Annotated in this window: 19 protein-coding genes; 1 reads left to right on the top strand and 18 read right to left on the bottom strand. The window is 67.7% G+C overall.

Annotation, left to right across the window (positions count from 1 at the left end; all coding sequences use genetic code 11):
• Positions 1 to 132: 132 nt before the first annotated feature.
• The 4 genes from ACFOLC_RS02200 to ACFOLC_RS02185 all read right to left on the bottom strand — a co-directional run bounded on the left by ACFOLC_RS02200 (position 133) and on the right by ACFOLC_RS02185 (position 6038).
• Complete coding sequence (locus ACFOLC_RS02200; protein ID WP_386757114.1) at positions 133 to 2793, bottom strand: NEW3 domain-containing protein; 2661 nt, start codon at positions 2791 to 2793, stop codon at positions 133 to 135.
• Positions 2794 to 3047: 254 nt separating this feature from the next.
• Positions 3048 to 4616 carry a choice-of-anchor Q domain-containing protein gene (locus tag ACFOLC_RS02195; RefSeq protein WP_386757113.1) on the bottom strand — a complete coding sequence of 523 codons (1569 nt, stop codon included), beginning with the start codon at positions 4614 to 4616 and terminating at the stop codon, positions 3048 to 3050.
• Between the two features lie 46 nt (positions 4617 to 4662).
• Positions 4663 to 5355 (bottom strand): FkbM family methyltransferase, encoded by a 693-nt coding sequence (locus ACFOLC_RS02190; protein WP_386757112.1) that lies wholly within the window; start codon positions 5353 to 5355, stop codon positions 4663 to 4665.
• Positions 5352 to 6038, bottom strand: coding sequence for a serine O-acetyltransferase (locus ACFOLC_RS02185; RefSeq protein WP_386757110.1), 687 nt, complete (start codon positions 6036 to 6038; stop codon positions 5352 to 5354). The genes ACFOLC_RS02190 and ACFOLC_RS02185 overlap by 4 nt, the downstream gene beginning before the upstream one ends.
• A gap of 171 nt (positions 6039 to 6209) precedes the next feature.
• Between ACFOLC_RS02185 and ACFOLC_RS02180 the strand changes: the two genes are divergently transcribed.
• Entirely contained in the window at positions 6210 to 6968 is a 759-nt protein-coding gene (locus ACFOLC_RS02180) for a YdcF family protein (RefSeq protein WP_386757109.1), read from the top strand.
• A gap of 15 nt (positions 6969 to 6983) precedes the next feature.
• On the opposite strand, the gene ACFOLC_RS02175 is transcribed toward ACFOLC_RS02180, so the two are convergent.
• The 14 genes from ACFOLC_RS02175 to ACFOLC_RS02110 all read right to left on the bottom strand — a co-directional run bounded on the left by ACFOLC_RS02175 (position 6984) and on the right by ACFOLC_RS02110 (position 23238).
• Positions 6984 to 8720, bottom strand: a complete 1737-nt coding sequence (locus tag ACFOLC_RS02175) for a glucosamine inositolphosphorylceramide transferase family protein (protein ID WP_386757107.1) — start codon at positions 8718 to 8720, stop codon at positions 6984 to 6986.
• Positions 8717 to 9943 carry a glycosyltransferase family 4 protein gene (locus ACFOLC_RS02170; RefSeq protein ID WP_386757106.1) on the bottom strand — a complete coding sequence of 409 codons (1227 nt, stop codon included), beginning with the start codon at positions 9941 to 9943 and terminating at the stop codon, positions 8717 to 8719. Before ACFOLC_RS02170 ends, ACFOLC_RS02175 begins: the two co-directional genes overlap by 4 nt.
• A complete protein-coding gene (locus ACFOLC_RS02165) occupies positions 9943 to 11067 on the bottom strand; it encodes a glycosyltransferase family 2 protein (RefSeq protein WP_386757105.1) in 1125 nt (374 codons plus the stop codon). Before ACFOLC_RS02165 ends, ACFOLC_RS02170 begins: the two co-directional genes overlap by 1 nt.
• Positions 11064 to 11840 carry a polysaccharide deacetylase family protein gene (locus ACFOLC_RS02160; protein ID WP_386757104.1) on the bottom strand — a complete coding sequence of 259 codons (777 nt, stop codon included), beginning with the start codon at positions 11838 to 11840 and terminating at the stop codon, positions 11064 to 11066. Before ACFOLC_RS02160 ends, ACFOLC_RS02165 begins: the two co-directional genes overlap by 4 nt.
• A complete protein-coding gene (locus ACFOLC_RS02155) occupies positions 11828 to 12862 on the bottom strand; it encodes a polysaccharide deacetylase family protein (protein WP_386757102.1) in 1035 nt (344 codons plus the stop codon). The genes ACFOLC_RS02160 and ACFOLC_RS02155 overlap by 13 nt, the downstream gene beginning before the upstream one ends.
• The gene (locus tag ACFOLC_RS02150) at positions 12859 to 14202 is read right to left on the bottom strand and encodes an O-antigen ligase family protein (RefSeq protein WP_386757101.1); all 1344 of its coding nucleotides are present in this window, start codon (positions 14200 to 14202) and stop codon (positions 12859 to 12861) included. Before ACFOLC_RS02150 ends, ACFOLC_RS02155 begins: the two co-directional genes overlap by 4 nt.
• A complete protein-coding gene (locus ACFOLC_RS02145) occupies positions 14183 to 15391 on the bottom strand; it encodes a glycosyltransferase (RefSeq protein ID WP_386757100.1) in 1209 nt (402 codons plus the stop codon). Before ACFOLC_RS02145 ends, ACFOLC_RS02150 begins: the two co-directional genes overlap by 20 nt.
• Positions 15388 to 16620, bottom strand: a complete 1233-nt coding sequence (locus ACFOLC_RS02140; RefSeq protein WP_386757098.1) for a glycosyltransferase — start codon at positions 16618 to 16620, stop codon at positions 15388 to 15390. Before ACFOLC_RS02140 ends, ACFOLC_RS02145 begins: the two co-directional genes overlap by 4 nt.
• Positions 16586 to 17884: a surface lipoprotein assembly modifier gene (locus tag ACFOLC_RS02135; RefSeq protein ID WP_386757097.1), complete on the bottom strand. Its 1299-nt coding sequence runs from the start codon at positions 17882 to 17884 to the stop codon at positions 16586 to 16588. The genes ACFOLC_RS02140 and ACFOLC_RS02135 overlap by 35 nt, the downstream gene beginning before the upstream one ends.
• A 49-nt stretch (positions 17885 to 17933) precedes the next feature.
• Positions 17934 to 18677, bottom strand: a complete 744-nt coding sequence (locus ACFOLC_RS02130; protein WP_386757096.1) for a polysaccharide biosynthesis protein — start codon at positions 18675 to 18677, stop codon at positions 17934 to 17936.
• The gene (locus ACFOLC_RS02125) at positions 18674 to 20248 is read right to left on the bottom strand and encodes an XrtA system polysaccharide chain length determinant (RefSeq protein ID WP_386757095.1); all 1575 of its coding nucleotides are present in this window, start codon (positions 20246 to 20248) and stop codon (positions 18674 to 18676) included. The genes ACFOLC_RS02130 and ACFOLC_RS02125 overlap by 4 nt, the downstream gene beginning before the upstream one ends.
• Complete coding sequence (locus ACFOLC_RS02120) at positions 20245 to 20865, bottom strand: XrtA/PEP-CTERM system exopolysaccharide export protein (RefSeq protein WP_386757094.1); 621 nt, start codon at positions 20863 to 20865, stop codon at positions 20245 to 20247. Before ACFOLC_RS02120 ends, ACFOLC_RS02125 begins: the two co-directional genes overlap by 4 nt.
• A 76-nt stretch (positions 20866 to 20941) precedes the next feature.
• Positions 20942 to 21949, bottom strand: a complete 1008-nt coding sequence (locus tag ACFOLC_RS02115; RefSeq protein ID WP_386757093.1) for an NAD-dependent epimerase — start codon at positions 21947 to 21949, stop codon at positions 20942 to 20944.
• The gene (locus ACFOLC_RS02110; protein WP_386757092.1) at positions 21949 to 23238 is read right to left on the bottom strand and encodes a nucleotide sugar dehydrogenase; all 1290 of its coding nucleotides are present in this window, start codon (positions 23236 to 23238) and stop codon (positions 21949 to 21951) included. The genes ACFOLC_RS02115 and ACFOLC_RS02110 overlap by 1 nt, the downstream gene beginning before the upstream one ends.
• Positions 23239 to 23250: the final 12 nt, after the last annotated feature.

Raw genomic sequence — 23250 nt, 5'->3', positions numbered from 1 at the left:
CGAGGGATTCTGAAAAGAATCGGGCGGATGCTGATGGCACCCGCCCGAAACTGTTCCCCGATACGACTTATGACTTGGCGTTGACTTGGCGTCGGTGACCGGCCCTGAGGCCAGTCACTTCACCGTGCCGGATCAGCGCGCACTGAAGCTGGTGTAGGCGCTGACGACTTCCGGGTGGCTGATGGCGTCCACGCGCAGCGCGTAGTTGCCAATTCCCGAGGTGCTCGTGCCCAGCCCCAGTCGACCGGTGGCGTTGCCCAGGCTGTTGCTGGTGGTCTTGACCACAACCACCTGGCCGTTCGGACGGGTCACGTTGAATACGATCTGGGCGCCTCGGACCGGCTTGCCACTCTTGAGCACGCGCGCGCTCATGGTGACGGTTTCGCGCAGGCGATAGCTGCTCTTGTTGACCGAAGCGGTGGTGGTCAGCGGGCCAATCACCGGCGGCGGGATGGTCGGCTTGGTCACCGTGTAGTTGGCCGTCGCATTGGCGGTGTGGCTGCTGCCAGCGGCGCTGCTGGTCCCGGCACCGATCGCATAAGTGCCGTTGCTGGCGGCGCTGGCCGAGGTCACCTTCAGGCTGGTGCTGGAGCTTGCGCCCGGTGCCAGGGTCAGGCTGCCTGCGGTCAGCGCACCGGTCCAGCCGCTCGGTACCGTCCGGGCGAGGCTGAAGGTGGTATTGGCACAGGCACTGCTGTCGTTGTTGCGCAGGTTGACGGTGTAGTTCACCGCCGTGCCCGGCGCTACTGCGGCAGTCGGGCCGCTCAGCGTCAGCGTCGGCTTGGTGCGGGTGCAGACCGGCGGCGGCGTCGACCCGGCGACGGTGTAGGTCGCCGAGGCGCTGGCCGTGTGGCTGCTGCCGGCACTGCTGCTGGTACCGCTGCCGATGCTGTAGGCGCCGGCGACGGCATTGGCGGGGGACGCCACGGTGAGCATGGTGCTGGAGCTGGCACCCGGGGCCAGGGCCAGGCTGGCAGCGGCGAGCGTGCCGGTCCAGCCGCTCGGAACCGTCCGGGCGAGGCTGAAGTTGGTGCTGGCGCAGGCACTGCTGTCGTTGTTGCGCAGGCTCAGGCTGTACTGCACCGAGGTGCCCGGTGCCACGGCGGCGGTCGGGCCGCTCAGAGTCAGCGTCGGGGCGGCGCGGCTGCAGATCGGCGGCGGGGTGCCGCCACCGGTTTGCACCTCGTAGGCGCCGATGTCCGCGGCGGCACCAACCGGGCGCGGCTGCAGCAGGAAGTCATTGACCACGCTGGCAATGGCGATGCCCTTGTCGATGACGGGGCTGCCGGCGAGGGGGGTAGCGTCGAAGCCGGCCAGGGTGAGGTTGGCCAGCTTGGGGGCCTGACCGCAGATGCTGCCGCTGGGGCACTGGCCGGACTTGACGTTGTAGACCAGGTTGCCGGCGTAGGTGGTGGCGGCGGCACTGGCGTGGGCGTAGTGGCCGCAGGTCTGCTCCGGGTAGCCGCCACGGGTGGCGAGGAAGTCCGGTTGGCCGATCAGGGCGTTGTTGAGGATGTTGAGCCTGGAGGTGGCGGTGCCGTCGGTGGTGAGGATCAGGCAGTCGCCCTCGCCGGTGACGGTGTTGTGGCGGATGTTGGCGGTCTGGCCGGCGACCAGGCCGACCGAGAGGGTGTTGCCCTGCGCCCGGCACTGGTCGCCGTGGAGCATGTTGTCCTTGCCGTTGAAGTAGGCGCAGTTGCCGACCACGACGGAGTTTTCGACGGTGGAGTTGCCGTAGACCTTGACCTGGTTGCCGGCGTTGCCGACGGCGTAGACGCGGCGGACGGTGACCGAGGTGTTGGCGTTGCCGTCCATGTACAGCAGGTCGATGCCGTCGGAGGTGTTGTGGTGGACGTAGGAGTCCTCGATCAGCCACTGGCCGCCGGTGCGGCCGGTGCCCAGGCCGTCGCCGTAGCCGCCGCCTTCCTGGGCCCAGCAGGCCCAGGGCGCGCCGGTCTGCCACTTCTGGCCGCAGCCGTTCCAGGCGATCTCGGTGTTGCGCATCGTGATCTGGCCGGCGTTGGAGCTGGCGGCGCCGATGTCGCCGTTCCAGCCGACCCAGCCGTTGGCGACGATCTTGACGCGGTCGAGGGTCCAGTCGGTGAGGCCGCCGGCATGGATGCCGGTGTTGGCCAGGCCGTGGACGTTGACGTCATGCAGCCAGACGTTCTTGGAGTTGGAGGCGGCGATGCCGGCCGAGGCCCACTGGCCGTAAGGCGCGGTGTCGCGTTGGCACCTGGCGGCGCCGTTGCTGTGGCCTTCGACGCAGTCGCTCTTGTCGGTGATCTCGAGGCAACCGACTTCGACGTTGGAGCTGCCGGCGAGGTTGAGGACGGTGGTGACGCGCTCGGTGCCCCACAGCTTGGGCGGCACTTTGCAGCCGGCATCGTGGCCCTGGCCGAGGATGCGGGTCCTGGCGGTGGCGCTGGGGCCGCTGGGGATGGGCGGCAGGTAGCAGTCGTAGGGACCGCCGGAGTAGCAGCGGCCGCCGGCGGCGCCGGTGGCGCCCCAGCCGATCATGTACTCGCCGGCCCCGATGAGGACGGTGTCGCCGCCGGCGATGCGGGCGGTGGCGTTGGCGGGCAGGGCGACGTGCAGGGACTTCCAGGCGCAGGCCTGGGCGGTGCCACTGCCGGAGTAGGGGGCGTTGGCCTTACCGGTGCACTGGGCGGCATCGCCGCCGTCGGTGCGTACGTAATAAGTGGTGGCCGCCTGCGCCGTGCCGCAGGCGGCAAGGCTCAACAGCAACCACAGGAAGGGTTTGAACAAGGATCGACCGGGCAAAGCAGACATCAAGGAGAAGCTCCTGCCGCATTACGGCACAGAAAGGCAAAGTGGTCCCCCCCGGGAGGCCGGTAGTGTTCTTGCCCCATCCCTCCTGTTTTGTGACTTAGGTCTCTTAAATTTGATCCCTAAGGGTTGCCCTTCACCTTGCGTACAAGCTGAATAGCCGTTAGGCGCGACCGATGCGTATTCAGGGTGACGCTGTGCGTCAGGCGCCACTCACGCTGCTGCGTGGGGCCAGGCTGTCCGAGCAGATCGGAGATTCAGCGTTGCGCTTCGATCGCGCCGATGTCGGCAGCGTCGCCGTGAGGGCGGCGGCGGTCGTGGAAGTCATTGACCACGCTGGCAATGGCGATGCCCTTGTCGATGACGGGGCTGCCGGCGAGGGGGGTAGCGTCGAAGCCGGCCAGGGTGAGGTTGGCCAGCTTGGGGGCCTGACCGCAGATGCTGCCGCTGGGGCACTGGCCGGACTTGACGTTGTAGACCAGGTTGCCGGCGTAGGTGGTGGCGGCGGCACTGGCGTGGGCGTAGTGGCCGCAGGTCTGCTCCGGGTAGCCGCCACGGGTGGCGAGGAAGTCCGGTTGGCCGATCAGGGCGTTGTTGAGGATGTTGAGCCTGGAGGTGGCGGTGCCGTCGGTGGTGAGGATCAGGCAGTCGCCCTCGCCGGTGACGGTGTTGTGGCGGATGTTGGCGGTCTGGCCGGCGACCAGGCCGACCGAGAGGGTGTTGCCCTGCGCCCGGCACTGGTCGCCGTGGAGCATGTTGTCCTTGCCGTTGAAGTAGGCGCAGTTGCCGACCACGACGGAGTTTTCGACGGTGGAGTTGCCGTAGACCTTGACCTGGTTGCCGGCGTTGCCGACGGCGTAGACGCGGCGGACGGTGACCGAGGTGTTGGCGTTGCCGTCCATGTACAGCAGGTCGATGCCGTCGGAGGTGTTGTGGTGGACGTAGGAGTCCTCGATCAGCCACTGGCCGCCGGTGCGGCCGGTGCCCAGGCCGTCGCCGTAGCCGCCGCCTTCCTGGGCCCAGCAGGCCCAGGGCGCGCCGGTCTGCCACTTCTGGCCGCAGCCGTTCCAGGCGATCTCGGTGTTGCGCATCGTGATCTGGCCGGCGTTGGAGCTGGCGGCGCCGATGTCGCCGTTCCAGCCGACCCAGCCGTTGGCGACGATCTTGACGCGGTCGAGGGTCCAGTCGGTGAGGCCGCCGGCATGGATGCCGGTGTTGGCCAGGCCGTGGACGTTGACGTCATGCAGCCAGACGTTCTTGGAGTTGGAGGCGGCGATGCCGGCCGAGGCCCACTGGCCGTAAGGCGCGGTGTCGCGTTGGCACCTGGCGGCGCCGTTGCTGTGGCCTTCGACGCAGTCGCTCTTGTCGGTGATCTCGAGGCAACCGACTTCGACGTTGGAGCTGCCGGCGAGGTTGAGGACGGTGGTGACGCGCTCGGTGCCCCACAGCTTGGGCGGCACTTTGCAGCCGGCATCGTGGCCCTGGCCGAGGATGCGGGTCCTGGCGGTGGCGCTGGGGCCGCTGGGGATGGGCGGCAGGTAGCAGTCGTAGGGACCGCCGGAGTAGCAGCGGCCGCCGGCGGCGCCGGTGGCGCCCCAGCCGATCATGTACTCGCCGGCCCCGATGAGGACGGTGTCGCCGCCGGCGATGCGGGCGGTGGCGTTGGCGGGCAGGGCGACGTGCAGGGACTTCCAGGCGCAGGCCTGGGCGGTGCCACTGCCGGAGTAGGGGGCGTTGGCCTTACCGGTGCACTGGGCGGCATCGCCGCCGTCGGTGCGTACGTAATAAGTGGTCGCGGCTTGTGCCGTGCCGCAAACGAACACCACCAGGCCCAGTCCAAACTGCCTCAGCGCCCGCCAGGACCCCGGGCGGTCATGCCGGGCGGGGCATGCCATGCGGGTTGGCCCGGAACACCAGGTTGGGCGAGTCCGGCAGGCGCTGCCAGCCATAGCCCAGCCGCGTCAGACTCGCGATGACGTCGTCCGATGCGGTCTCGACGATCAGCACCGGATGATCGCGTGCCAGCAGCCGTTGCATGCCGTCCAGCACGACCGCGTCATGGCCCTCGGCATCGACCTTAACCAGTGCCACCCGATGCTCGATGCCCAGCGCATCGATCGGCAAAGCCAGCACCGCCAGCGCGCCGTCATCGAGCGCGGACAGATGCGCCTCGTAGTAGTTGGTCAGGCCGCTGTCGAAGTGCGGAATCGCCATGCCCACGGTCGCGGTCGTGTTCGAGGCCGCGGCATTCAACAAGGTGACGTTGTTGTTGGCAAACAGCCGCACGTTTGCCGCCAGCAGCGCGAATGTCGTCGGTACCGGCTCGAATGCGATCACGCGACCGCCGGGGCCGGCGAGTTCGGAGAAACGCTTGGTGTAATGGCCGACATTGGCGCCAACATCGATGACCCAGTCGCCGGGCTGGATGATGCTGTCGACCAGCGCGAATTCCGGCTCGGTGGTGAAGAAGCGGTTGCGGCGGATCTGCCGGCCGTAGTTGAGTTTCTTCAGTTCGTGCTGCCAGTTGGAAGGCAGCTGCGCCGCGAAGGTCTTGAGCAGTGTCATGGCCGGGTCCCCGATGCCGGTGCCGAATCGAATGCCGCATCGACGTGACATTCCGTGGTTGGGCGCAGTGGTGGGCTCGGTGCACCGCAGGTGTCCGACATCGCGTCGGGGGACAGCGGTGTGGCGGTGGTTGGCTCGACAATTGGCTCGATGATCGGCGTGACCCGTACCGCCGCACCGACCACGCGCATGCGTGCGGGTACGTCCCTGGTCACCACCGTGTTGGCCCCGATCACCACGCCGTCGCCGATGCGCACGTCGCCGATCACCTTGGCTCCGGCACCGATGTAGACGTCGTCGCCCAGTTGCGGCCAGCGGCTGGACTTGCCGGCGCCTTTGTAGCCGAGGGTGACGTCCTGGGTGACGCTGAGGTTGCGGCCGGCATCGCCGTGCAGAAAGATGCCGCCGAAGTGGTCGATGTAGAGCCCCGGGCCGATGTTGGCATTGGCTGAGATGTCGATGCCGAACAGCAGTTCGACCGGCACCTTGAGCAGCACATGGACGAGCTTGAATGGCAGCGACAGCCAGCGTGGCCGCAACGTGCGGGTCCAGCGGCCATAGCGGTACAGGCACACGGCGATGAAGCCATAGCGCAGGCAGGCGCGGACCGGTGCCAGAGTCGACCCGAGCGGCAGGGCCACCCGGTAATAGCGCTGGAAATCTTGCCGCAGAATCTCGAACACTCGGCCTCCCCCGGACGGATCCCCCCGCGGTGGACCGGCATCAGGCCCCGTCGTCGCGCGGGGCGATCGACGCGGCACGGCGTCCAGGCCGTGTCCGTCCGGGAGTGGACGTGTGCAGACCCCTACTAGTACGGGCTGCGTCGCAGGCAGCGGCCATGCAAGACTGTCGGCATGACCCATCTGCTGATCTCGCCGCTGACCTGGTCGCTGCTGCTGGCATTGCTGCTGTGTCTGACCTGGCGGCGGCTGGGCAAACCGCTGCGCGTCGCCGGCATCGTGCTGGAGGTGGTACTGCTGCTGCTGTGCACGCCACTGGGCGCGAATGCATTGGTGCGTTACGTCGAATCGCGCACTCCCGCGCAGGCGTTGTGCGCTGCGGACGCGAGCCGGATGCCGATCGTGTTGCTCTCGGCTGGCTACGACTGGGATCCGGCCGTCAACGACGACTACGTCGCACTGGCTCCGGAAAGCTGGCGACGGCTGCGCGGCGCGATCGCACTGTGGCAGCGCAACCCCGGCAGCGAACTGGTGATTGCCGGCGGCGGCCCATTCGCCACCAAGGAGAGCACGGTGCTGGCGCGGCTGGCGCAGGACTGGGGAGTGCCGACCGCTGCGCTGCGCACCGAAACCGGTTCGACTACGACTTGGGAAAGCGCGTTCGCCCTGCGCGGCACCTTGCCCACGCACGTGCGACTGGTGAGTTCCGCGCTGCACCTGCCGCGGGCGTTGGTGGCGTTTCGCGCGGCCGGCTTCGAGGCCTGCGCCTACCCCAACGACAGCGACTACCAACCGCCGGGCAGCTGGGGCTATTACCTCCCGCAGTCGTCATCACTGAGCAAGGCCGAGTTGGCCTTGCACGAGCTGGCCGGGACGACGGTCTATGCCTGGCGCGCGCGCCGCGAAGCCAGGCACGAGGCCGCTGTGCCGTAGCCGCGCAGCGCTGCGTTAGCGCGGCGCCCCGACGCTGCGGCGCCAGGTCGGGCGCTTGCCGTCGACGATCTCGAATCCGGCCAGCGCGCTGTAGGTATGGCACCCGCTCAAGCCCGGCGCCCAGTCCGGGGCGAGACGGCCCAGCGGCTGCTCGCGGTAGCGGCTGGGACTCAATTCCTGCACATGGTTGAACACCACGGCGTTGCCGTAGCCACGTGCGCAATCCTGCGCGGGGCGGATCAGTTGCCCGTTGCGCGTGAACAGCCGTCCGGCCGGGCGCGCGCGGCGCACATCGGACACGATCGGGTTACCGGGGTGCGGCCGGAACGGTCCGAGCGGCGTGTCGGCATGGAACAGGAACAGCTCGTCGTAGGTGCCGCCGCCGGCCTCGCAGACGTTGGCGAACAGGTACCAGCGGCCGTCGTGCTCGTGCAGCGTGGCGTCGACCGCGCGGTGCCCCTGCAACAGGTCGCAGACGAACTCCCATCGGTCCGGAAAGGCGCGCGCGCGAAACAGGCTGATGCGATGTGCGGCGGCCGATTCGGGGACCAGGTAGGTCTCGCCGCGCCACTCGAACACGAACGGGTACGACAGGTGCACGTCCAGATCGAGCACCGTACGTGCCGTCCCGGCCGGACCATCGTCGCTCCACGGCAGCACGGCCAGGGTGCCCTTGCCGCGGCGGTAGTCGTAGTCCTCGACGAACAGCCACGGTTCGCCGTGATGCAGGTGCAGCAACGGGTCGGCGTAGAAGTGGCCGCGCGGGCAGGGCAGCTCGCGCAGGCCGGACAGGCGCGGCGCATGCGGGTCGAGGAGTGGGTTGCCGCGGCGCCAGGCGACGAACCAGTGCGGAACACGCAGCCGGTCCTCGACCAGGATGTGGCTCTTGCGCGCGGCGATCGTGCCGAGAAACTGCGCCATGCGCAGGTTGCCGGGCGTGCGGTAGAGCGGTTTGTCGCAGCGACCGGAAACGGTCTCGGGCAGGGCGTCGCCGGCCGCCAGCGTGCGCAGGCAGCGCAGCACGAACGACGAGGCCTTCCAGTAGGCGGCGTTGCGATTCAGCTCCAGCGAATGCGGGTGCGTGGCTGCGTGCGAACGGTACAGCACGTGGCCGGCGTCGAGTTCCTCGCTGAGCCGCTGCAGTACCGTGCCGGTCAGCGGATTGCCTTCGAAGATCTCCCAGAACATCGCCGGCCCGCCCCGGTACTGCGCGCTGTCGTCGTGGTGGTAGGACCACACGCCGTGCCGCGCCACGCCCAGGATCTCGCCGCGCAGGATGTTGAAACCAAAGCGCAGCAGCAGGTCTGGCTGCGCAGCGCGGATGCGGGCCAGATCGGCCGTGCTGAAGCGGTGCACGTGGCCGCGACGCTTGGGTTCGACCGTAAGCCAGGACGCGTCGCCGACCAGCGGCTGCAGGTCGCGGTAGGCGAAGGCCGAGTCCGGTCCGCGCCGGCGGGCGCTGTCGCGTTGGGTGTAGCGTTGGTACAGCAAGTGCCGCAGCCGTGCACGGATGCGCGCCCGCAACGACAACCGGCGCGGCTGCTCGCCATTACGCACCACGATCACCACCTGCGCGAAGCCGCTTTCGCGGATCTGCGCGACGATCCGTGCAACCCAGGCCGGGACGGTATCGCCATCGACCAGCAACCCGACCCGCAGCGGCGCGACGGCTACTGCCGGCGGGTACAGCGCGCTCGCCAACGTGCCACGTTCCGGTTCGAGTTGCTGTGGCGGTGCGCTGGCGAGGTTCATGATGACATTGCCGTGCGTGCGGTGGTCGACGACATGAGCAACCGGTCGTAGTGACCCAGCAGATCGCGGCCGATCGCATCCCAGCCGTAGTGCGCCTTGGCGCAGGTGCGGGCGGCGGCACCGAGACGGGCGGCGCGTTCGGGTGAGTCCAGCAGGGCCAGCACCGCCGCGGCGAAGGATTCGGCGTCGTCGGCGTACAGCGCGCTGTGATCGTGACGCAGGGCGATGCCTTCGCTGCCGACGGTGGTGGTGACGATGGCCTTGCCCAGGGCCATTGCCTCGAGCACCTTCAGACGCGTACCGCTGCCGGCGCGCAGCGGCACCACGTAGACCGCCGCGGCGTGCACCGCCGGCCGCAGGTCCGGCACAAAGCCAGCCAGGCGTACCCGCGATGCGAGTGCTTGCGGAATCTCCAGACCCTCGGCCTTGCCGACCAGGACGAGCTCCGCGTCGGGACGCGCGGCGAGGATGCGGGGAAATACCTCACGCAGGAACCAGTCGACGCCGTCGCGATTGGGAAACCAACCCATCTGGCCGACGAACACCAGCTGCGCGCCAGTTGGGGGCTGCGGCGACGGACGATGGGCCTCGAGGTCGACACCGTTGGGCACGGTGTGCACCCGGGTGCCGGGGGCGAGTTCACGCAGCGCCGCGGCATCGCTGTCGGAGCAGGCCAGCACCGCGTCGGCGCGGTGGCAGGCAGTGCGTTCAAATGTGCGCAGTCGCGGCACCTGTCCACGCAGAAAAGTACGGGCCAGCGGTCGCGCTTCGATCTGGGCGCGGTTGTCGAGCAACTGGTGCTCGACGTTGTGCGCGTTGAACACCACCGGGACGCCGGCAGGCACGCAATCGGCGTGCGCCATCAATGGCAGCATGTCGAAGTGCGCCAGATCGGCATTGCGGGCCAGCGTCGTCAGCCGGTCACGCAAGGTCGAAGAAGCGTACTTGGCGGCGAGGAACGGTGATCGCGTCAGCGTGCCGCGGGCGAGGGCGCTGCCGAGTGCGACACGTGAGTGTTCGCTCGGAATCGGGAAAGTCTCCAGGCCGTGCAACACTGCGCGCAACGGATCGGCAGCGGCCAGGTCATCATCGCTGCGCAGGAAGCTCAACAGGTGCACTTCATGGCGTTGGGCCAAGGCCTTGAGCAGGTGCCAGGCGCGCAGTTGATGGCCCTCACGCGGCGGGAACGGGAGGCGGCTGGTCAGGGCGAGTACGCGCGCCATCAGTGCTTTTTCCACAACCGCGACGGATGCCAGGCCAACGACGCAGGCAACGACAGCAGTGCCGCGAGGTTGAGCATCAGGAACGTGCCCGCGGCCGGCAGCAACGGCACCCTGGCCGCCAGCCGTGGCAGCCGCAGCCCGGCAATGGCCCAGGCATAGCCCAGCAACTGTGCGATGAAGGCAAGACGGTACAGCCAGCCCGGCGTCAACGCCGAGGCGAACAACGCCACCAGCAACGCCCACGGCACCAGCAGGCGCAGGAACTTGTGTGAGAACCAGGCGAAGAACACCGGATTGCGGGTCGGGTCCATCAGTACCGGCAGCCGTGCCAGCAACTGCCAGTTGCCGGCCAGCGTGCGCAGCTTGCGATGGAACTCCTCGGTGGCATCGGCACTGCTTTGGTCGTAGGCGATGGCGGTGCGTGCCATCCATACGCGACGGCCGGCGAGCAGCACGTGCAACGGCACCCACATGTCGTCGAGCACGGTGCCCGCCGGCAGCGGCTCGAACAACTCGCGACGCAGCGCATAGACCGCGCCGCTGACACCGTGCAGCCAGCCCAGCCGTGCCTCGTCGGCGCGCAACGCCTTCTCCATGCGCCAGTACAGGCCGACCTCGTGGCCGGCGCCGGTGGCGGGTTCGAGCACCAGGTCGCCGCTGACGGCGCCGACGTCGGCATCGGCGAACGGCGCGACCAGTGCCCGCAGCGCACCCTCGCCGTAGCGCTGCCGGGCATCTGTGAAGGCCACCAGCTCGGTGTCCACCTGCTCCAGCGCGAGGTTCAGCGCCTGCGCCTTGCCGACGTTGTGTGGCAAGGCCAGGACGCTGACGCGCGAATCGTCGAGCGCCGCCTCGCGGGCGGTGCAGTCGTTGCTGCCGTCGCTGACGACCAGCACCCGCAAGCGGTGGGCGGGGTAGTCCTGGGCGAGGATGTCGTGCACGCGGCCGGCAATCCGCGATTGCTCGTTGTAGGCGGCGACCACCACGGTCAGTGGCGGCTGCAGGTCGGCCTCGCGTGGTGCGCGGCCGCGCTGCTGGGCGAGGGCTGCGACCAGCAGCGGGTAACCGGCGTAGGTGTAGGCGACCACGCCGATGCTGGACCAGAACAGCAGCGCGCCGATCACAGCAGTCGCTCCCGCAAACGTGCGTAACCGGTGTTGCCGAGCACGCGCTTGGGCAGTGCCAACGCAGCGAAACGCGCGCGCAGAAGACGCGGGCGCAGACCACGCCAGCGCACCAGGGCGGCAAACTCGGGTAGCGTCGTGTCGCGGGTCACCGCCAGCCGTTGCAGCCAGGCGTCGCGCCGCGGGCGGTGATTGGGGCCGGGCACCGAGCCGAACAGGTAGCGATACCCCAGCGCCTGTGCCGCATGCAGCTCGCGTTCGCCGCCGCGGCCACCGGGCAGTGCCAACGCGTTGACTGCGCCGCCGGTGAGCACGCGCAGACGATGGCGGCTGTCGCGCAGTTCAGCGGTAAGGGCAGCAGGTTCGAGGTCCTCGAGAAAGGCATGACTGCAACCGTGGGCGCCAATGCCCATGCCTGCATCAGCAAGCGCGCGGACATCGGTCGAGGTCAGCATGCCGGGCCGGTCGATGAAGTCGGACGTGATGAAGAACTCCGCACTCATGCCGCGTGCGCGCAACAGCGGCAGTGCCACTTCGATATTGGACGCGTCGCCGTCGTCGAAGCTGATCAGCAGCGTCTGTGAGTCCGCAGCCGTATCGAGTGCGACATCGTCCAGATGCATGCTGCGATAGCCGTTGGCCTGGAGCCAGTCCAGTTGGCGGGCGAAATCGTCAGGCCGCACGCTGTACACCGGATCGAAGCGACCGTGCGAATGCGCGTCGCGATGCAGGCCGTGGTACATCAGCACCGGCAACATGGTCAGGCCCGCCATTGGGTGCGCAGCCAGCCCAGCAGGCCGCTGGTCTCGCTGAAGAACAGGGATTTGGACAGGCGCCCGGAAGGCGTGCGGTAGCGGTCCTCGTGGACGTTGTAGCGCAGCAGGCGGTAGGGGTCGACACCGCGCCGGTTGACGCCTTCGACCGTCGTGGCCGCTGTACGGAAACCGGCCTCCTGCGCGAGGCGGACATCGCGCTCGCCGAAGTCGCCAGGCGCGCCGTTGGGGTAGGCGAAATGCAGGGGCGGGGCGCCGAGCTCGCTGGCGATGCGGGCGTGGGAGTCGGCGATCTCGGTGTGCGCGGTGGCGTCGTCGACCCGACTCAGCAGCACATGGTTGCAGGTGTGTCCACCGATCAGGATGCCGCGTGCCTTGAGCCGACGCACGTCCTCCCACTCGAGCATCTCGCCGCTGTCGTGCGGCATCGGACGGGGTTGGATCTGCGCGATCACCGTGGCCAGGCACTGCTCGAGACGCGCCGGGGTGAATTGCTTCAGCCGCGGCGGCAGCAGTGCATACAGCCGCTCGCGGTCGATGGCGTCGGACAGGTCGAAATGGCCAAGCCCGAGTTCGCTGAGGTCCAGGTGGTCGCGGCTGCGGGCTTCGACGGCATGGGTCAGCCGGTACACCCAGATCGGCTCGCCGCCGATGTGATCGGTGACGATATAGAGCACCGCCGGGGCACCACGCAGGTCTTCATCGAGCAGGCGCAGGTTGTCGCGGTAGCCATCGTCGAAGGTCAGCGCGTAGTTGAGCTGCGCGTTGTCGTGGTTCGCCAGCCGCCGCAGTCCCTCGTCCAGGCTGACCAGCGCGTGGCCCTGACGCAACCAGCCGATCAGTTGGCGCAGGCTGTCCTTGGACGTGCTGAGCGGGTAAGGATCGTGCTCGTCGCGTACCCGGTGCAGCATCAGCAGCACCAGCCCCGCCCCCGACAACCGCCGGTAGAGCAGGTCCAGCCCGCTGTAGTGGGTGCACAGCGCAAAGGCGTATTGCATCCAGCGTGTCAGCGCCACCGTCATCGTGCGGGTTCCTCCGGCAGGTGGCGTGCCTTCACCACCAAGGCCACATAGGTCCAGAAGTAGGCGATCATCGGGTAATAGGTGAAGCGGTCGCCAAAGAAATTGCCGCAGACCAGCGCCATCCATGCGCCGACCAGCCCCAGTGCGAGGGCATAGCGCAGGCTGCCCGTTCGCGAATTCGACAGTTCGCGCCGCGCCGTGCGCAGTACGGCGATCAGCAGGCCGAGCAATACCACCGCGCCCAGCACGCCGCCTTCGGTCAGGGTGCGGATGTATAGGTTGTGCGTGTCCTTGCCGTAGGGGTTGATCTCGCGGTGATGGAAGGTGTGGAAGCCGGTGCCGGTGAACGGATGGTTCTGGAAGTTGTCCATCGCCACCTTCCAGTACTCGAAGCGCAGCTCGGTGCTTTCATCGCGCTTGCCTTCCTCCACCGAGGTACTGTCGAAGCGCTCGACGATCGACTGCGGCATCAGGTTGGGCAGCAAGGCGGCGATCAGCAGCAGCGGCAGCAGCATCTTCCAGCGCCCCCGCCACACCATGATCACCGTCACCAGGCCGAGAATCAGACCGACGTAGGCGGTGCGCGAATAGGCATACAGCACCCCCACCACCATGCAGGCGATTCCGGCCAGTAGTGCCAGTCGCCAGACCCGTGACAGCTTCGCCGCCATCAGCAGCGCGAACAGCATCACCGCGACGGTCACGCAGAACGCGGCCAGCTCGTTGGCGCCGAGCAGCGAGAACGTGCCCTTGATGCGCAGGTCGTCGGAGTAGTGCCAGCTGGCCACGCTCTGGTGTTGCACCCACACCACCTTGGCGATGTAGGGCAGTGGCAGGATCGTGGCAATCAGGATCCGCCGCACGCCGGTCCAGTCCTGCACGCTCATCTGCACCAGATAGACGATGAACACCCCGACCAGGTGGTCCTTGAGCACGTTGGCATGCGTATCGGCATTGCCGACGAACTGATAGCCGACCAACAGCGATACCAGTGCGTACACGGCATAGGCCAGCACCCAACGGTTTACTGGCTCGTTTGAGGCGATGCGGCCGCGCGTCATCCATGCCCCCAGCAGCGACAGCGCGAAGCCTATGTTGAGGAAATTGAGGCCACCGCCGAAATCGGGCAGGTAGCCGGTCTGCAGGTTCTGCAGTGGCAGCAGGAACAGGAACGCATACAGCACCCAGTTGTTGGGCGCGTGGGCCCGGGCCGACACGCGGCTGCGGACCTGCGCCGCTGCCGCCTGCGGTCGTGCGGTCGTGGTGCGCAGGGCCCGTGCCGCCAGCGGGAAGCGCTCGGCCGGAGCGGCGTTGCGCGCGTCAGGCAGTGGTGCGTTCATGGCGACCTGTCGGCAACGAGCGATACACGGTGAGGTAGCGCTGGGCCATCGCTTCGGGTGAGTGCTGGTGGCGCACGTAGCTGCGCGCATGGCGATCACGCCGGCCGGGTTCGGCTGATGCGGCCTGCAATTCGGCGCGCAGCGCGTCGGCATCGCCGGGGCGGACCAGGCGGCCATGCTCGGTGTGCGCCAGCAGCCGGGGGATGCCGCCGACGGCGCTGGCCAGTATCGGCAGGGAGAACGCCATCGCCTCCAGCACGACCAGCGGCATGCCTTCGCTCAGCGACGGCAGCACCAGACAGTCGAACACCGGGTAGAGACGCTCCATGTCGGCGCGTGCGCCCAGGAAATGCACGCTCGACGCGATGCCCAGGGACTGCGCGCGTGCCTCCAATATCGCCCGCTCCGGGCCGTCGCCGGCAATGACCAGGGCCACGCCGGCGTCGGCTTTGGCCAGTGGCGTAATCGCCTCCAGCAGCATCGCCAGGTTTTTTTCCGGCGATAGCCGTGCCACGGCGCCGAACACGAAGCGGGCTGCGTCCAGCCCAAACTCCCGCCGCAATGCGGCTGCGTCCGAGACGTCGCCGGATGGCAGTTCGATGCCGTTGTCGACCTGGTGGATGCGTCCGCGCGGAATGCCGGCGCGCAGCAGCGGTTCGATCTGCTCGTGCGATACCACCGCAAGCGCGTCGAAGCGGCGCAGCAGGGCCAGTTCGATACGGTTGTAGAGGCGCTGCGAGTGCGAGTCGACCAGCCAGCCGTGCAAGGTGGCCACCATCGGCAACGGCCTCTGGCGCGTCGCGAGCCAGGCGTAGAACGCGCTTTTATAGTCATGTACGTGTAGCACCGGCGCGCCCACCGCATCGATCTGTGCGGCCAGTGCGCGCACCGTGCCCAGGTCGAATCTCCCCCGGCAGGGCAGCAGCTCGGCATGCTGGCCTTTGGCGCGCGCCATCGCGTGCAGCGCCTGTTCGTGCATGCGGTAGTTGTGGATGCTGAGCAAACGGCTGGGCACATGCTGGCCGGAGAGGGCCTGGTTGAGCGCCAGCACCATCCGGTCGGCGCCATAGAGGCCGGCGCTGGAACGCAGTTGCAGCACCGGCCGCGCCTGCAGCCGGGTCGACGCGGCGGCGGGCGTGGGCCGCGCGGTGACCACTGACGCGGCCGGTGCGGGCGCATGGGCGTTCATGGTCGCCCCAGCAAGCGGTGATAGAGCCGATCGAATGCGTGCACCATGCTGTCGAGGGAGAACTCGCGCAGGATTCGCGCCCGCGCCGAGGCCCCCATTCGCTCCCGCATCAGCGGTTCGTCGATCAAGTGCTGCAAGGCGGCGGCCAGCGCGGCCGGTTCGTGAGCCGGCACCAGCAAGCCGCTGATGCCGTGCTGCACGAGTTGCAGGTTGCCGCCGACGCCGGTGGCGACGACCGGCAGGCCGCAGGCCATGGCCTCCAACACAGCGTTGGACATGCCCTCGGTCGACGAGACCAGGACGGCCGCGTCGAGCGCCGGCAATACGCCCTCGACGTTGGGCAGGCTGCCGAGCAGGCGAACGGCTTCGCTGAGGCCCAGTGCCTCGATCTGCGCGGTGATCGGTTCGCGCAGCGGCCCATCGCCGACCAGCAGCAGCCGCGCCTGCGGGCACTGGCGATGGACCTGGGCGAAGGCCTCGATCAGGTCGCAGTGGCGTTTCACCGGCGTCAGGCTGGCGATGCAGCCGAAGGCGATCGCGTCCTCGGCCAGGCCCAGGGCCAGGCGGGTTTGCCGTCGTGCGGACAGCGGCTGTGGCTGGAAGCGTTCGGTATCGACCCCGTTCGGTATCCACAGCATGCGACGCGCCTGCATGTCCTCCTCGCGGGCGAGCCCGCTCAGGATGGGCTGTGCGGGCGCGACCACGCAGTCGAAGCGGTGATTGAGGAAGCGGAACAGGAAGCGCAGGCGTGCGCTCTTGTTGAAGCCCATGTCGCGCCGGTTGGAAATGCGGACCGAGCCCTTCGTGCGCGGCAGGAAGGCGTTGAGCAGGTCGGACTTCTCATGCTGCGACTGGATGATGTCGAACTGCCCGCGTTCCACCAGCCGCCGCAGCGAGCGCAGCGCAAGCCAGCCGCGCAGGCCGTACACCGCGGCAATGGGCAATGAGCGCAGCTGCACATGCTGGATGCCGTCGGGAAGGCTGGTATCGCTCCAGGCACGGGTGGTGTCGGTGAGCTGCACGACGACCACCCGGTAACGCTCCGGAGGCAGCCGTGCCATCAGGTTGCGCAGGAAGCGTTCGCTGCCGCCGGAGGAGAGGATCGACGTGTCGGTCAATACCAGCAGGCGGATGCGCCCGCCTTCGCTGACGGTTGCGTCCGCGTGCGTGTCGGGTCCGGTCGTGTCGGCGTCATCAGCGACGATAGTTGACGGCGAAAATGATGGCATTCTCGTCATAGCTCATCCCCGCATCGGTGCTGTCGCGTTCACGGTGTTGAAGATCGACTTGCCAACTCCAATGCCGGGTGATCTGGTTGACCAGTGACAGGTAGATCGCCAGATCCTTGTCTTCGCGGCTGAGCTGGTCGAACTCCCGGCGCTCATGGGCAGCCAGCAGCGACAACCTTGTCAGCGGCCGCAGCAGGTAACCGATCTCGAGCGCGCCGCCATGGCTGATCTGGTCTGGATTGGTGTCGTCCAGGTACTCGAAGCGCTGGTAGTACGGGCGAAACTGCAGGTCGATGCGCTCGCCCTGGTATTTGTAGCCAAGATCGAGTCGGCGCAGGCGGAACACGCCCGGGCCGATCACCACGTCGGCATTGCTGAAGTCGTTGATGATCGTTCCGCCGGGGATGTCGGCACGGGTGATCGTGTTCTGGGTGGCGTCGCCGAATTCGTAGTCAAGGTTGGCGTCAATCTCGCTGCGCGGCGACACGCGCCAGCCGAGGTTGAGGCGTGCGGTCGGTTCGCTTTCATGTTCGCTGTCGCGCAGGCGGACCTGGGCATAGCCCAGGTCGATGCCTAAATCCACCGATGCCAGCGTGCGGGTATAGCCGACGTAGGCATCGTAGCGGGTGTAGTCGGTGGAGCTGCCGGCTTCGTCGTAATCGACCTTGGTCGCTTCGGCATTGATCGAGACCGTGGAGACGGCATCGATATCGCGCAGGACGCGTGCCGCGACGTTGTAGCGGTCGCCGTCGAAGTTCTTGTTCTCCTCGGCATAGCTGTTGCCGTAGCGCAGGTCGAGTTGGCCGAGGGTCGATTCGCTGAAACGGCTGTAGAAGGTCGGGCCGGCGATGAAGACATTCACCTCCTGCTGGTTGCCCGGGCTGAAACCGGTGAGGACGTTGATCGGTTCGCGATTGAGGTAGTCGCGGACGACGAAATCGAGCCGTTTCGGCAGGAGGGTCCAGTTGAGGGTGGCGGCGAGCTCGCCGCGTACCTCATCGTCAAAACTGCCTTCGGCGTAATGCAGGTATTCGACGTTGCCGCGCGCCAGCATCTGCAGCGTCGAGCTGTTCTGCTCGGCCTCGAAGCGGAACTGCGGCGAGAGCACGGTCTCGCTGGTTGCATCGTCCTCGCTCAGGGCAATGTTGTCCGACCGCAGCGCTGAAGCGCCGACCTGGTAGTCGACGTCCACGGCCAATGCCGTACCGGACATGGCCGCCAGCAGGGCGGCCGACAGCATCGCCGGCGGCAGCCGTCGGGTCACGCTGCGGCACCGATCGGGCCGGTCCAACGCGCGCATGATCGGGTACAGATCAGACCCCCTGGTTGAAGACGACGCCGGCGAATTTGTTCGGGTCGAAGCTGGAGGCCGCCTGGTTGATCGCCGAGGGTGTGTCGCGGCCGTACCCGGCGACCAGCACGATCACATCGGCCAGGTCGGCCAGGATGCGTGCATCGGGACCGCCGCGGACCGGGGGGCTGTCGAGGAACACATAGCGGTCGGGGTAGCGGCTGCGCAGTGAATCCAGCAGCAGGCGCATGCGGAACGAGGAGAAGTACTCGACGCCGGAGTCGCGCAGCCGGCCGGCCGGGAGCAGGCGCATCCGCGGCACGCCGGTGTCGTACAGGACATCGGCGGCGTCGCCGTCGGGGTCTTCCAGGTAGTCGATCAACCCGCCCTTGCCGGTGTCGATGCGCAAGGTGGTGTGCTGGGACGGGTGGCGCAGGTCGCAGTCCATCAGCAGCGCGCTTTTGGCCTCGTCGAAGGCGAAGGCGGCTGCCAGGTTGCGGGCGACGAAGCTGCCACCGCTGCCACGGCTGACCGGCGCCACCAGGGTGACGAAATTACCGTCCATGGTGGCCAGCAGTTTGGTGCGCAATTCGCGGAAGGCATCGACCTCGGGCCGGGCCACTTCGGTGCGATGGATCAGCGAGCGCTCGGCCGACTGGATCGGCGTGAGCGATTGGCCACCGGTCATGCGTGCGATCGAGCGGCTGGCCGCGCGACGTTCGGCGACTTCGTCGATGGCATAGGGAGCACGGGAGGCGTCGTTCATAGCGCATGCACCAGCTTCAGAGTGAGAACCACGCCATAGGCGAGCGGAACCGCGAGGAACAGCAGGGCCGCCAGCGCCATGCGGCGCAGCGACTGCGTGCGGTGCGGGCCGGCCAGCAAGGGCGGCACCGTGCCCAGCACCGGCAGGCCGGTGCTGCGCTCCAACTGGGCCGGCGAACGCACGCGCGGGTCGAGCTTGAGCAGGCCAAACAGCAACAGCAGCGGCGCCACGGTAGCGGCGGCCAGGCCGGCGCCGGAGACATGCATCAGGCGCAGCCCGCTGGGGCGCAGCGGCATGGTCGCCGGCTCCTGGATGCGGAAGCTCAGGCCGCGCCGCTCGGCGTCCAGGTTCATCGACACGCGCGCGTTTTCACGCCGCTTGAGCAGGTCCTGGTACAGGTCGCGGTTGACCTCGTAATCGCGGGTGAGTTCGGCCAGGGTGCTTTCCGAGGCGGCGATGCGGCTGCTGCGCTCGAGTTCGCGGGCGAGCAGGCTTTCGGCGGTGGCCACGCGTGCGGCGGTGGCACCGCTGCGGCGGCTGGCTTCGGCCAGCTTGCTGCGCAGCTCGGCGTACAGCGGGTTGTACGTGGCGGCACCTTCCAGCGAACTGGGCGTGCTCGCCATGCGCGCTTCCTGGCGTTCGGCCTCGCGACCCAGGTCTTCTTCGAGGTCGCGGATCTGGTGCTGGATGCGCACCACGTCCGGGTGCTGATCGGTGTAGTTGAGCAGCAGGCGGTCGCGCTCGGACTGCAGCTCGATCAGGCGGGCGCGCAGTTGGCCGGCGCGCGTCTGCACCGTGGTGATTTCGTTCTCGCCGGACAGCTGCGACTGCAGCGCCCCTTCCTGCGAACGCAGATCGAGCAGGTCCATGCGCCCGGTTTCGACCTGCCTACGCAGTTCGCCGATGCGCGCGTTGACGTCGGTGTCGATGCCCGGGCGGGCGTCGGGGTTGGTGCCGCGGTACTGCTCGAGCTTGGCTTCGGCGTCGGTCAACTTGCCGTGGTACTGGCGCACCTGCGAGTCGATGAAGGCGTAGGCCGCCCGACTCTCACGGTCCTTGGCCGCCAGGCTTTCCTCGATCACCAGGTCGGCGAAGCGCTTGGTGACTTCGAAGGCGCGTTCGGGCTTGGCGTCGACGTAGCTGATCCGGATCAGGTTCTCGCGCGGGTTGGAAATGCTGGTGCGCTCGGTGATCTGCTCGATCAGCCGGTCCTGTGCCAGCGGGTCGGGCTGCGACTTCATCCAGCCGCCGGTCTTGAGGATCTCGTTCATGACCCGCCGGCTGAAGGCGACCTCGCGCGCGATGCTGGCGCGGTTGGCGACGCCGGTGGGGACTGCGCGGCCTTCCATCAACGGCGCGATGATGTTGCCTTCCTCGACGAGGATCGTGGTCGAGGCGGTGTACTTCTTCGGCAGCACGATGCCCAGTGCAAGTGCGCCCAGCGCGATCGCCGCGAACACACCGAGCAGCAGCATCGGGTGGCGCCGGAACGCCTCGGTGGCGACCGGGACCAGGGCGAGCGGGGACGGACGCTCCTCGGAGCCCGTCCATTCGGTGATGGCATTGCTCACAGGGCACGCTCCGGGATCGTGATCACGTCGCCCGGCGCGACCTTGAAGTTGGTCGTCAGGTCACCGCGATTGAGGATGCGGTCCAGGCGCACAGCGTAGTTGGTGGTGCTTTCACCTTCCTTGCGGTACAGGCCGGAGCGGTCGGGGGCCGCGAATTCGGTGACGCCGCCGGCGGCCAGCACCGCATCGAGCACGGTCATGCCCTGGCGGTAGGGGATCGACACCGGTTGCCGTACCGCACCGGTGACGCGCACGCGCGACAGGTACTCGTGGCTGCGCAGCTCGGTCAGGATCACGGCGACCTGCGGGTCGCGGATGTAGGCGGTGAGCCGTTCCTGGATGTCCTTGGCCACCACGTCGGGAGTGCGGCCGCCAGCGACGACGTCACCGACCAGTGGCACGGAGATCTTGCCGTCGGGGCGCACCGGCACGATGACGCCGAGGTCCGGATTGCGCCAGACCGACACCTGGACCAGGTCGTCAACGCCGATCTGGTAGGTATCGACCGCCTGCGTCTCGGTGGACGGAGGAGCCGTCTCGCTGCCGCCGGATGAAGCACAGGCGGCCAGCTGCAGGGACAGCGCGATGGCCATCAGGCCGTGGAAAAAGTGTTTCATGGTTTACCCCCGTGTTCCGTCCTTGCAAACGTGCTGCCGTTGCCGGCCCGGCCAAGGCGGTGCATCCAGACTCGAATCAGACTTGATAAAAGTAGCGGTACCACTCGACGAAACGGCTCACGCCAACTTCGATCGGAGTGGACGGCGCGTAACCGGTGTCACGCTGCAGTGCCTCGACATCGCAGTAGGTGTCGGGCACGTCGCCTGGCTGCAGCGGCAGCAGCAGGCGTTCGCTCCTGCGACCCAGGCACTGCTCCAGCACCTCGATGTAGCGCAGCAGTTCGACCTGCTGGTGGTTGCCGATGTTGTAGACGCGGTAAGGCGCTGAGGATCGGGCGGGCGTGGGCGCCATCGCGTCGTAGTCCGGATCCGGTGCCGGCACCCGGTCCAGGCTGCGGATGACACCCTCGACGATGTCGTCGACGTAGGTGAAGTCGCGGCTGTGGCGGCCGTGATTGAAGACTTCGATCGGTTCACCGGCCAGGATCTTGCGGGTGAACAGGAACAGCGACATGTCCGGCCGTCCCCACGGCCCGTACACGGTGAAAAAGCGCAATCCGGTGGTGGGCAGGTCGAACAGATGGCTGTAGGTATGCGCCATCAGCTCGTTCGACTTCTTGGTGGCGGCGTACAGGCTGACCGGATGGTCGACGCCGTCCTCGACGCTGAAAGGCAGCTTGCGGTTGGCGCCGTAGACCGAACTGGACGAGGCGTACACGAGGTGCTCGACGCCACGGTGTCGGCAGGCTTCGAGCACGTTGAGAAAGCCGACGATGTTGCTGTCGATGTACGCGCGCGGGTTCTCCAGTGAATAGCGCACCCCGGCCTGGGCGGCCAGGTTGACCACCCGTTGCGGCGCAAAGTCGGCGAAAGCGGCGTTCAGGGCGGCCTGGTCTTCCAGTGCCGCGCGCACGAAGCCGAAGTTCGGGTGCGGGATCAGCCGCGCCAGCCGCGCTTGCTTCAGGCGTGGGTCGTAGTAGGCGTTGAGATCATCGAAACCGAACACTTCATCGCCGCGGGCGAGCAGGCGCTCGCTCAGGTGCGATCCGATGAAGCCTGCCGCGCCGGTGACCAGGACCCGCATTACAGGCAGCCGTCGATGCTGGCGCGTGGCAGCGCCTGCTTGACATCGAACAGCACCGCGCCGGGGGTGCCCAGCGCCCGGATGCGTTCGGGTCCGAGTTCGACAAACTCGCGGTGCGGCACGGCGAGGATCACCGCGTCGTACTTGCCAGGCTCCGGCTCGGCGATCAGCTCGATGCCGTATTCGGCCTGGGCCTCGCGCCGGCTGACCCGCGGGTCGTGGATATCGACCTGGGCGTTGTAACTGCGCAGCTCGTTGACGATGTCGACCACACGGGTGTTGCGCAGGTCCGGGCAGTTCTCCTTGAACGCCAGCCCCAGCACCAGCACCTTCGCCTGGGCGGTCTGGATCTGCCGCTGGCGCATGAGTTTGACGACCCGGCACGCGACATGACCGCCCATGCCGTCGTTGATGCGACGTCCGGCCAGGATCATGTCCGGGTGGTAGCCGATCTGCTGCGCCTTGTGGGTCAGGTAATACGGGTCCACGCCGATGCAATGGCCGCCGACCAGGCCGGGCCGGAACGGCAGGAAGTTCCACTTGGTGCCGGCCGCGGCCAGCACTTCCTGGGTGTCGATGTCGAGACGATGGAAGATCAGCGACAGTTCGTTGATGAGCGCGATGTTGACGTCGCGCTGGATGTTCTCGATCACCTTGGCCGCTTCGGCCACGCGGATGCTGGAGGCCTGGTGGGTGCCGGCACTGACGATCTGCCGGTACAGGCGATCGACCAGGGCGGCCGCCTCCGGGGTCGAGCCCGAAGTTACCTTCATGATCGTTTCCAGCCGGTGCTGGTGGTCGCCGGGGTTGATCCGCTCGGGGCTGTAGCCGGCATAGAAATCGCGATTGAAGCCCAACCCCGATTCGCGCTCGATGATCGGCACGCAGATCTCTTCGGTGGCGCCGGGATAGACCGTGGATTCGTAGATCACGACACCACCGCGGCCGATCGCGCGCCCGACCGCGCGACTGGCCGATTCCAGCGGTCGCAGGTCGGGGCGCTTGTACTCGTCGATCGGCGTCGGCACGGTCACGATGAACACGTTGCAGCCAGCTAGCGCCTGCGGGTCGCTGCTGAGCGTGAGCAGGCGAGCCGCGCGCAGGGCTTCGGCGGACACTTCGTGGGTATGGTCGTGATGTCGTTCGAGTTCGGCCACGCGCTCGGCGTTGATGTCGAACCCCAGGGTCGGCAGACGGCTTCCGAAAGCGGCCGCGAGCGGTAAACCGACGTAACCCAGACCGATCACTGCGATCCGCACTTGATCCATGGACGGCAACGGGGCGTTCATGGGCAAGCAGAC

It is taken from the genome of Lysobacter cavernae, from assembly GCF_042648505.1.
Taxonomy (GTDB): Bacteria; Pseudomonadota; Gammaproteobacteria; order Xanthomonadales; family Xanthomonadaceae; genus Lysobacter_L; species Lysobacter_L cavernae.
Note: the sequence above shows the minus strand (reverse complement) of the source record. Positions and strands in the feature narration are given on the sequence as shown.

What these genes read in the sequence shown, in the direction of transcription:
- ACFOLC_RS02175 (WP_386757107.1), bottom strand. Translation starts at nt 8,720, where the DNA reads ATGAACCTCGCCAGCGCACCGCCACAGCAACTCGAACCGGAACGTGGC.
- ACFOLC_RS02140 (WP_386757098.1), bottom strand. Translation starts at nt 16,620, where the DNA reads ATGCCATCATTTTCGCCGTCAACTATCGTCGCTGATGACGCCGACACG.
- ACFOLC_RS02115 (WP_386757093.1), bottom strand. Translation starts at nt 21,949, where the DNA reads ATGCGGGTCCTGGTCACCGGCGCGGCAGGCTTCATCGGATCGCACCTG.
- ACFOLC_RS02160 (WP_386757104.1), bottom strand. Translation starts at nt 11,840, where the DNA reads ATGGCGGGCCTGACCATGTTGCCGGTGCTGATGTACCACGGCCTGCAT.
- ACFOLC_RS02190 (WP_386757112.1), bottom strand. Translation starts at nt 5,355, where the DNA reads ATGACACTGCTCAAGACCTTCGCGGCGCAGCTGCCTTCCAACTGGCAG.
- ACFOLC_RS02145 (WP_386757100.1), bottom strand. Translation starts at nt 15,391, where the DNA reads ATGAACGCCCATGCGCCCGCACCGGCCGCGTCAGTGGTCACCGCGCGG.
- ACFOLC_RS02170 (WP_386757106.1), bottom strand. Translation starts at nt 9,943, where the DNA reads ATGGCGCGCGTACTCGCCCTGACCAGCCGCCTCCCGTTCCCGCCGCGT.
- ACFOLC_RS02200 (WP_386757114.1), bottom strand. Translation starts at nt 2,793, where the DNA reads ATGTCTGCTTTGCCCGGTCGATCCTTGTTCAAACCCTTCCTGTGGTTG.
- ACFOLC_RS02130 (WP_386757096.1), bottom strand. Translation starts at nt 18,677, where the DNA reads ATGAACGACGCCTCCCGTGCTCCCTATGCCATCGACGAAGTCGCCGAA.
- ACFOLC_RS02120 (WP_386757094.1), bottom strand. Translation starts at nt 20,865, where the DNA reads ATGAAACACTTTTTCCACGGCCTGATGGCCATCGCGCTGTCCCTGCAG.
- ACFOLC_RS02180 (WP_386757109.1), top strand. Translation starts at nt 6,210, where the DNA reads ATGACCCATCTGCTGATCTCGCCGCTGACCTGGTCGCTGCTGCTGGCA.
- ACFOLC_RS02110 (WP_386757092.1), bottom strand. Translation starts at nt 23,238, where the DNA reads ATGAACGCCCCGTTGCCGTCCATGGATCAAGTGCGGATCGCAGTGATC.
- ACFOLC_RS02155 (WP_386757102.1), bottom strand. Translation starts at nt 12,862, where the DNA reads ATGACGGTGGCGCTGACACGCTGGATGCAATACGCCTTTGCGCTGTGC.
- ACFOLC_RS02150 (WP_386757101.1), bottom strand. Translation starts at nt 14,202, where the DNA reads ATGAACGCACCACTGCCTGACGCGCGCAACGCCGCTCCGGCCGAGCGC.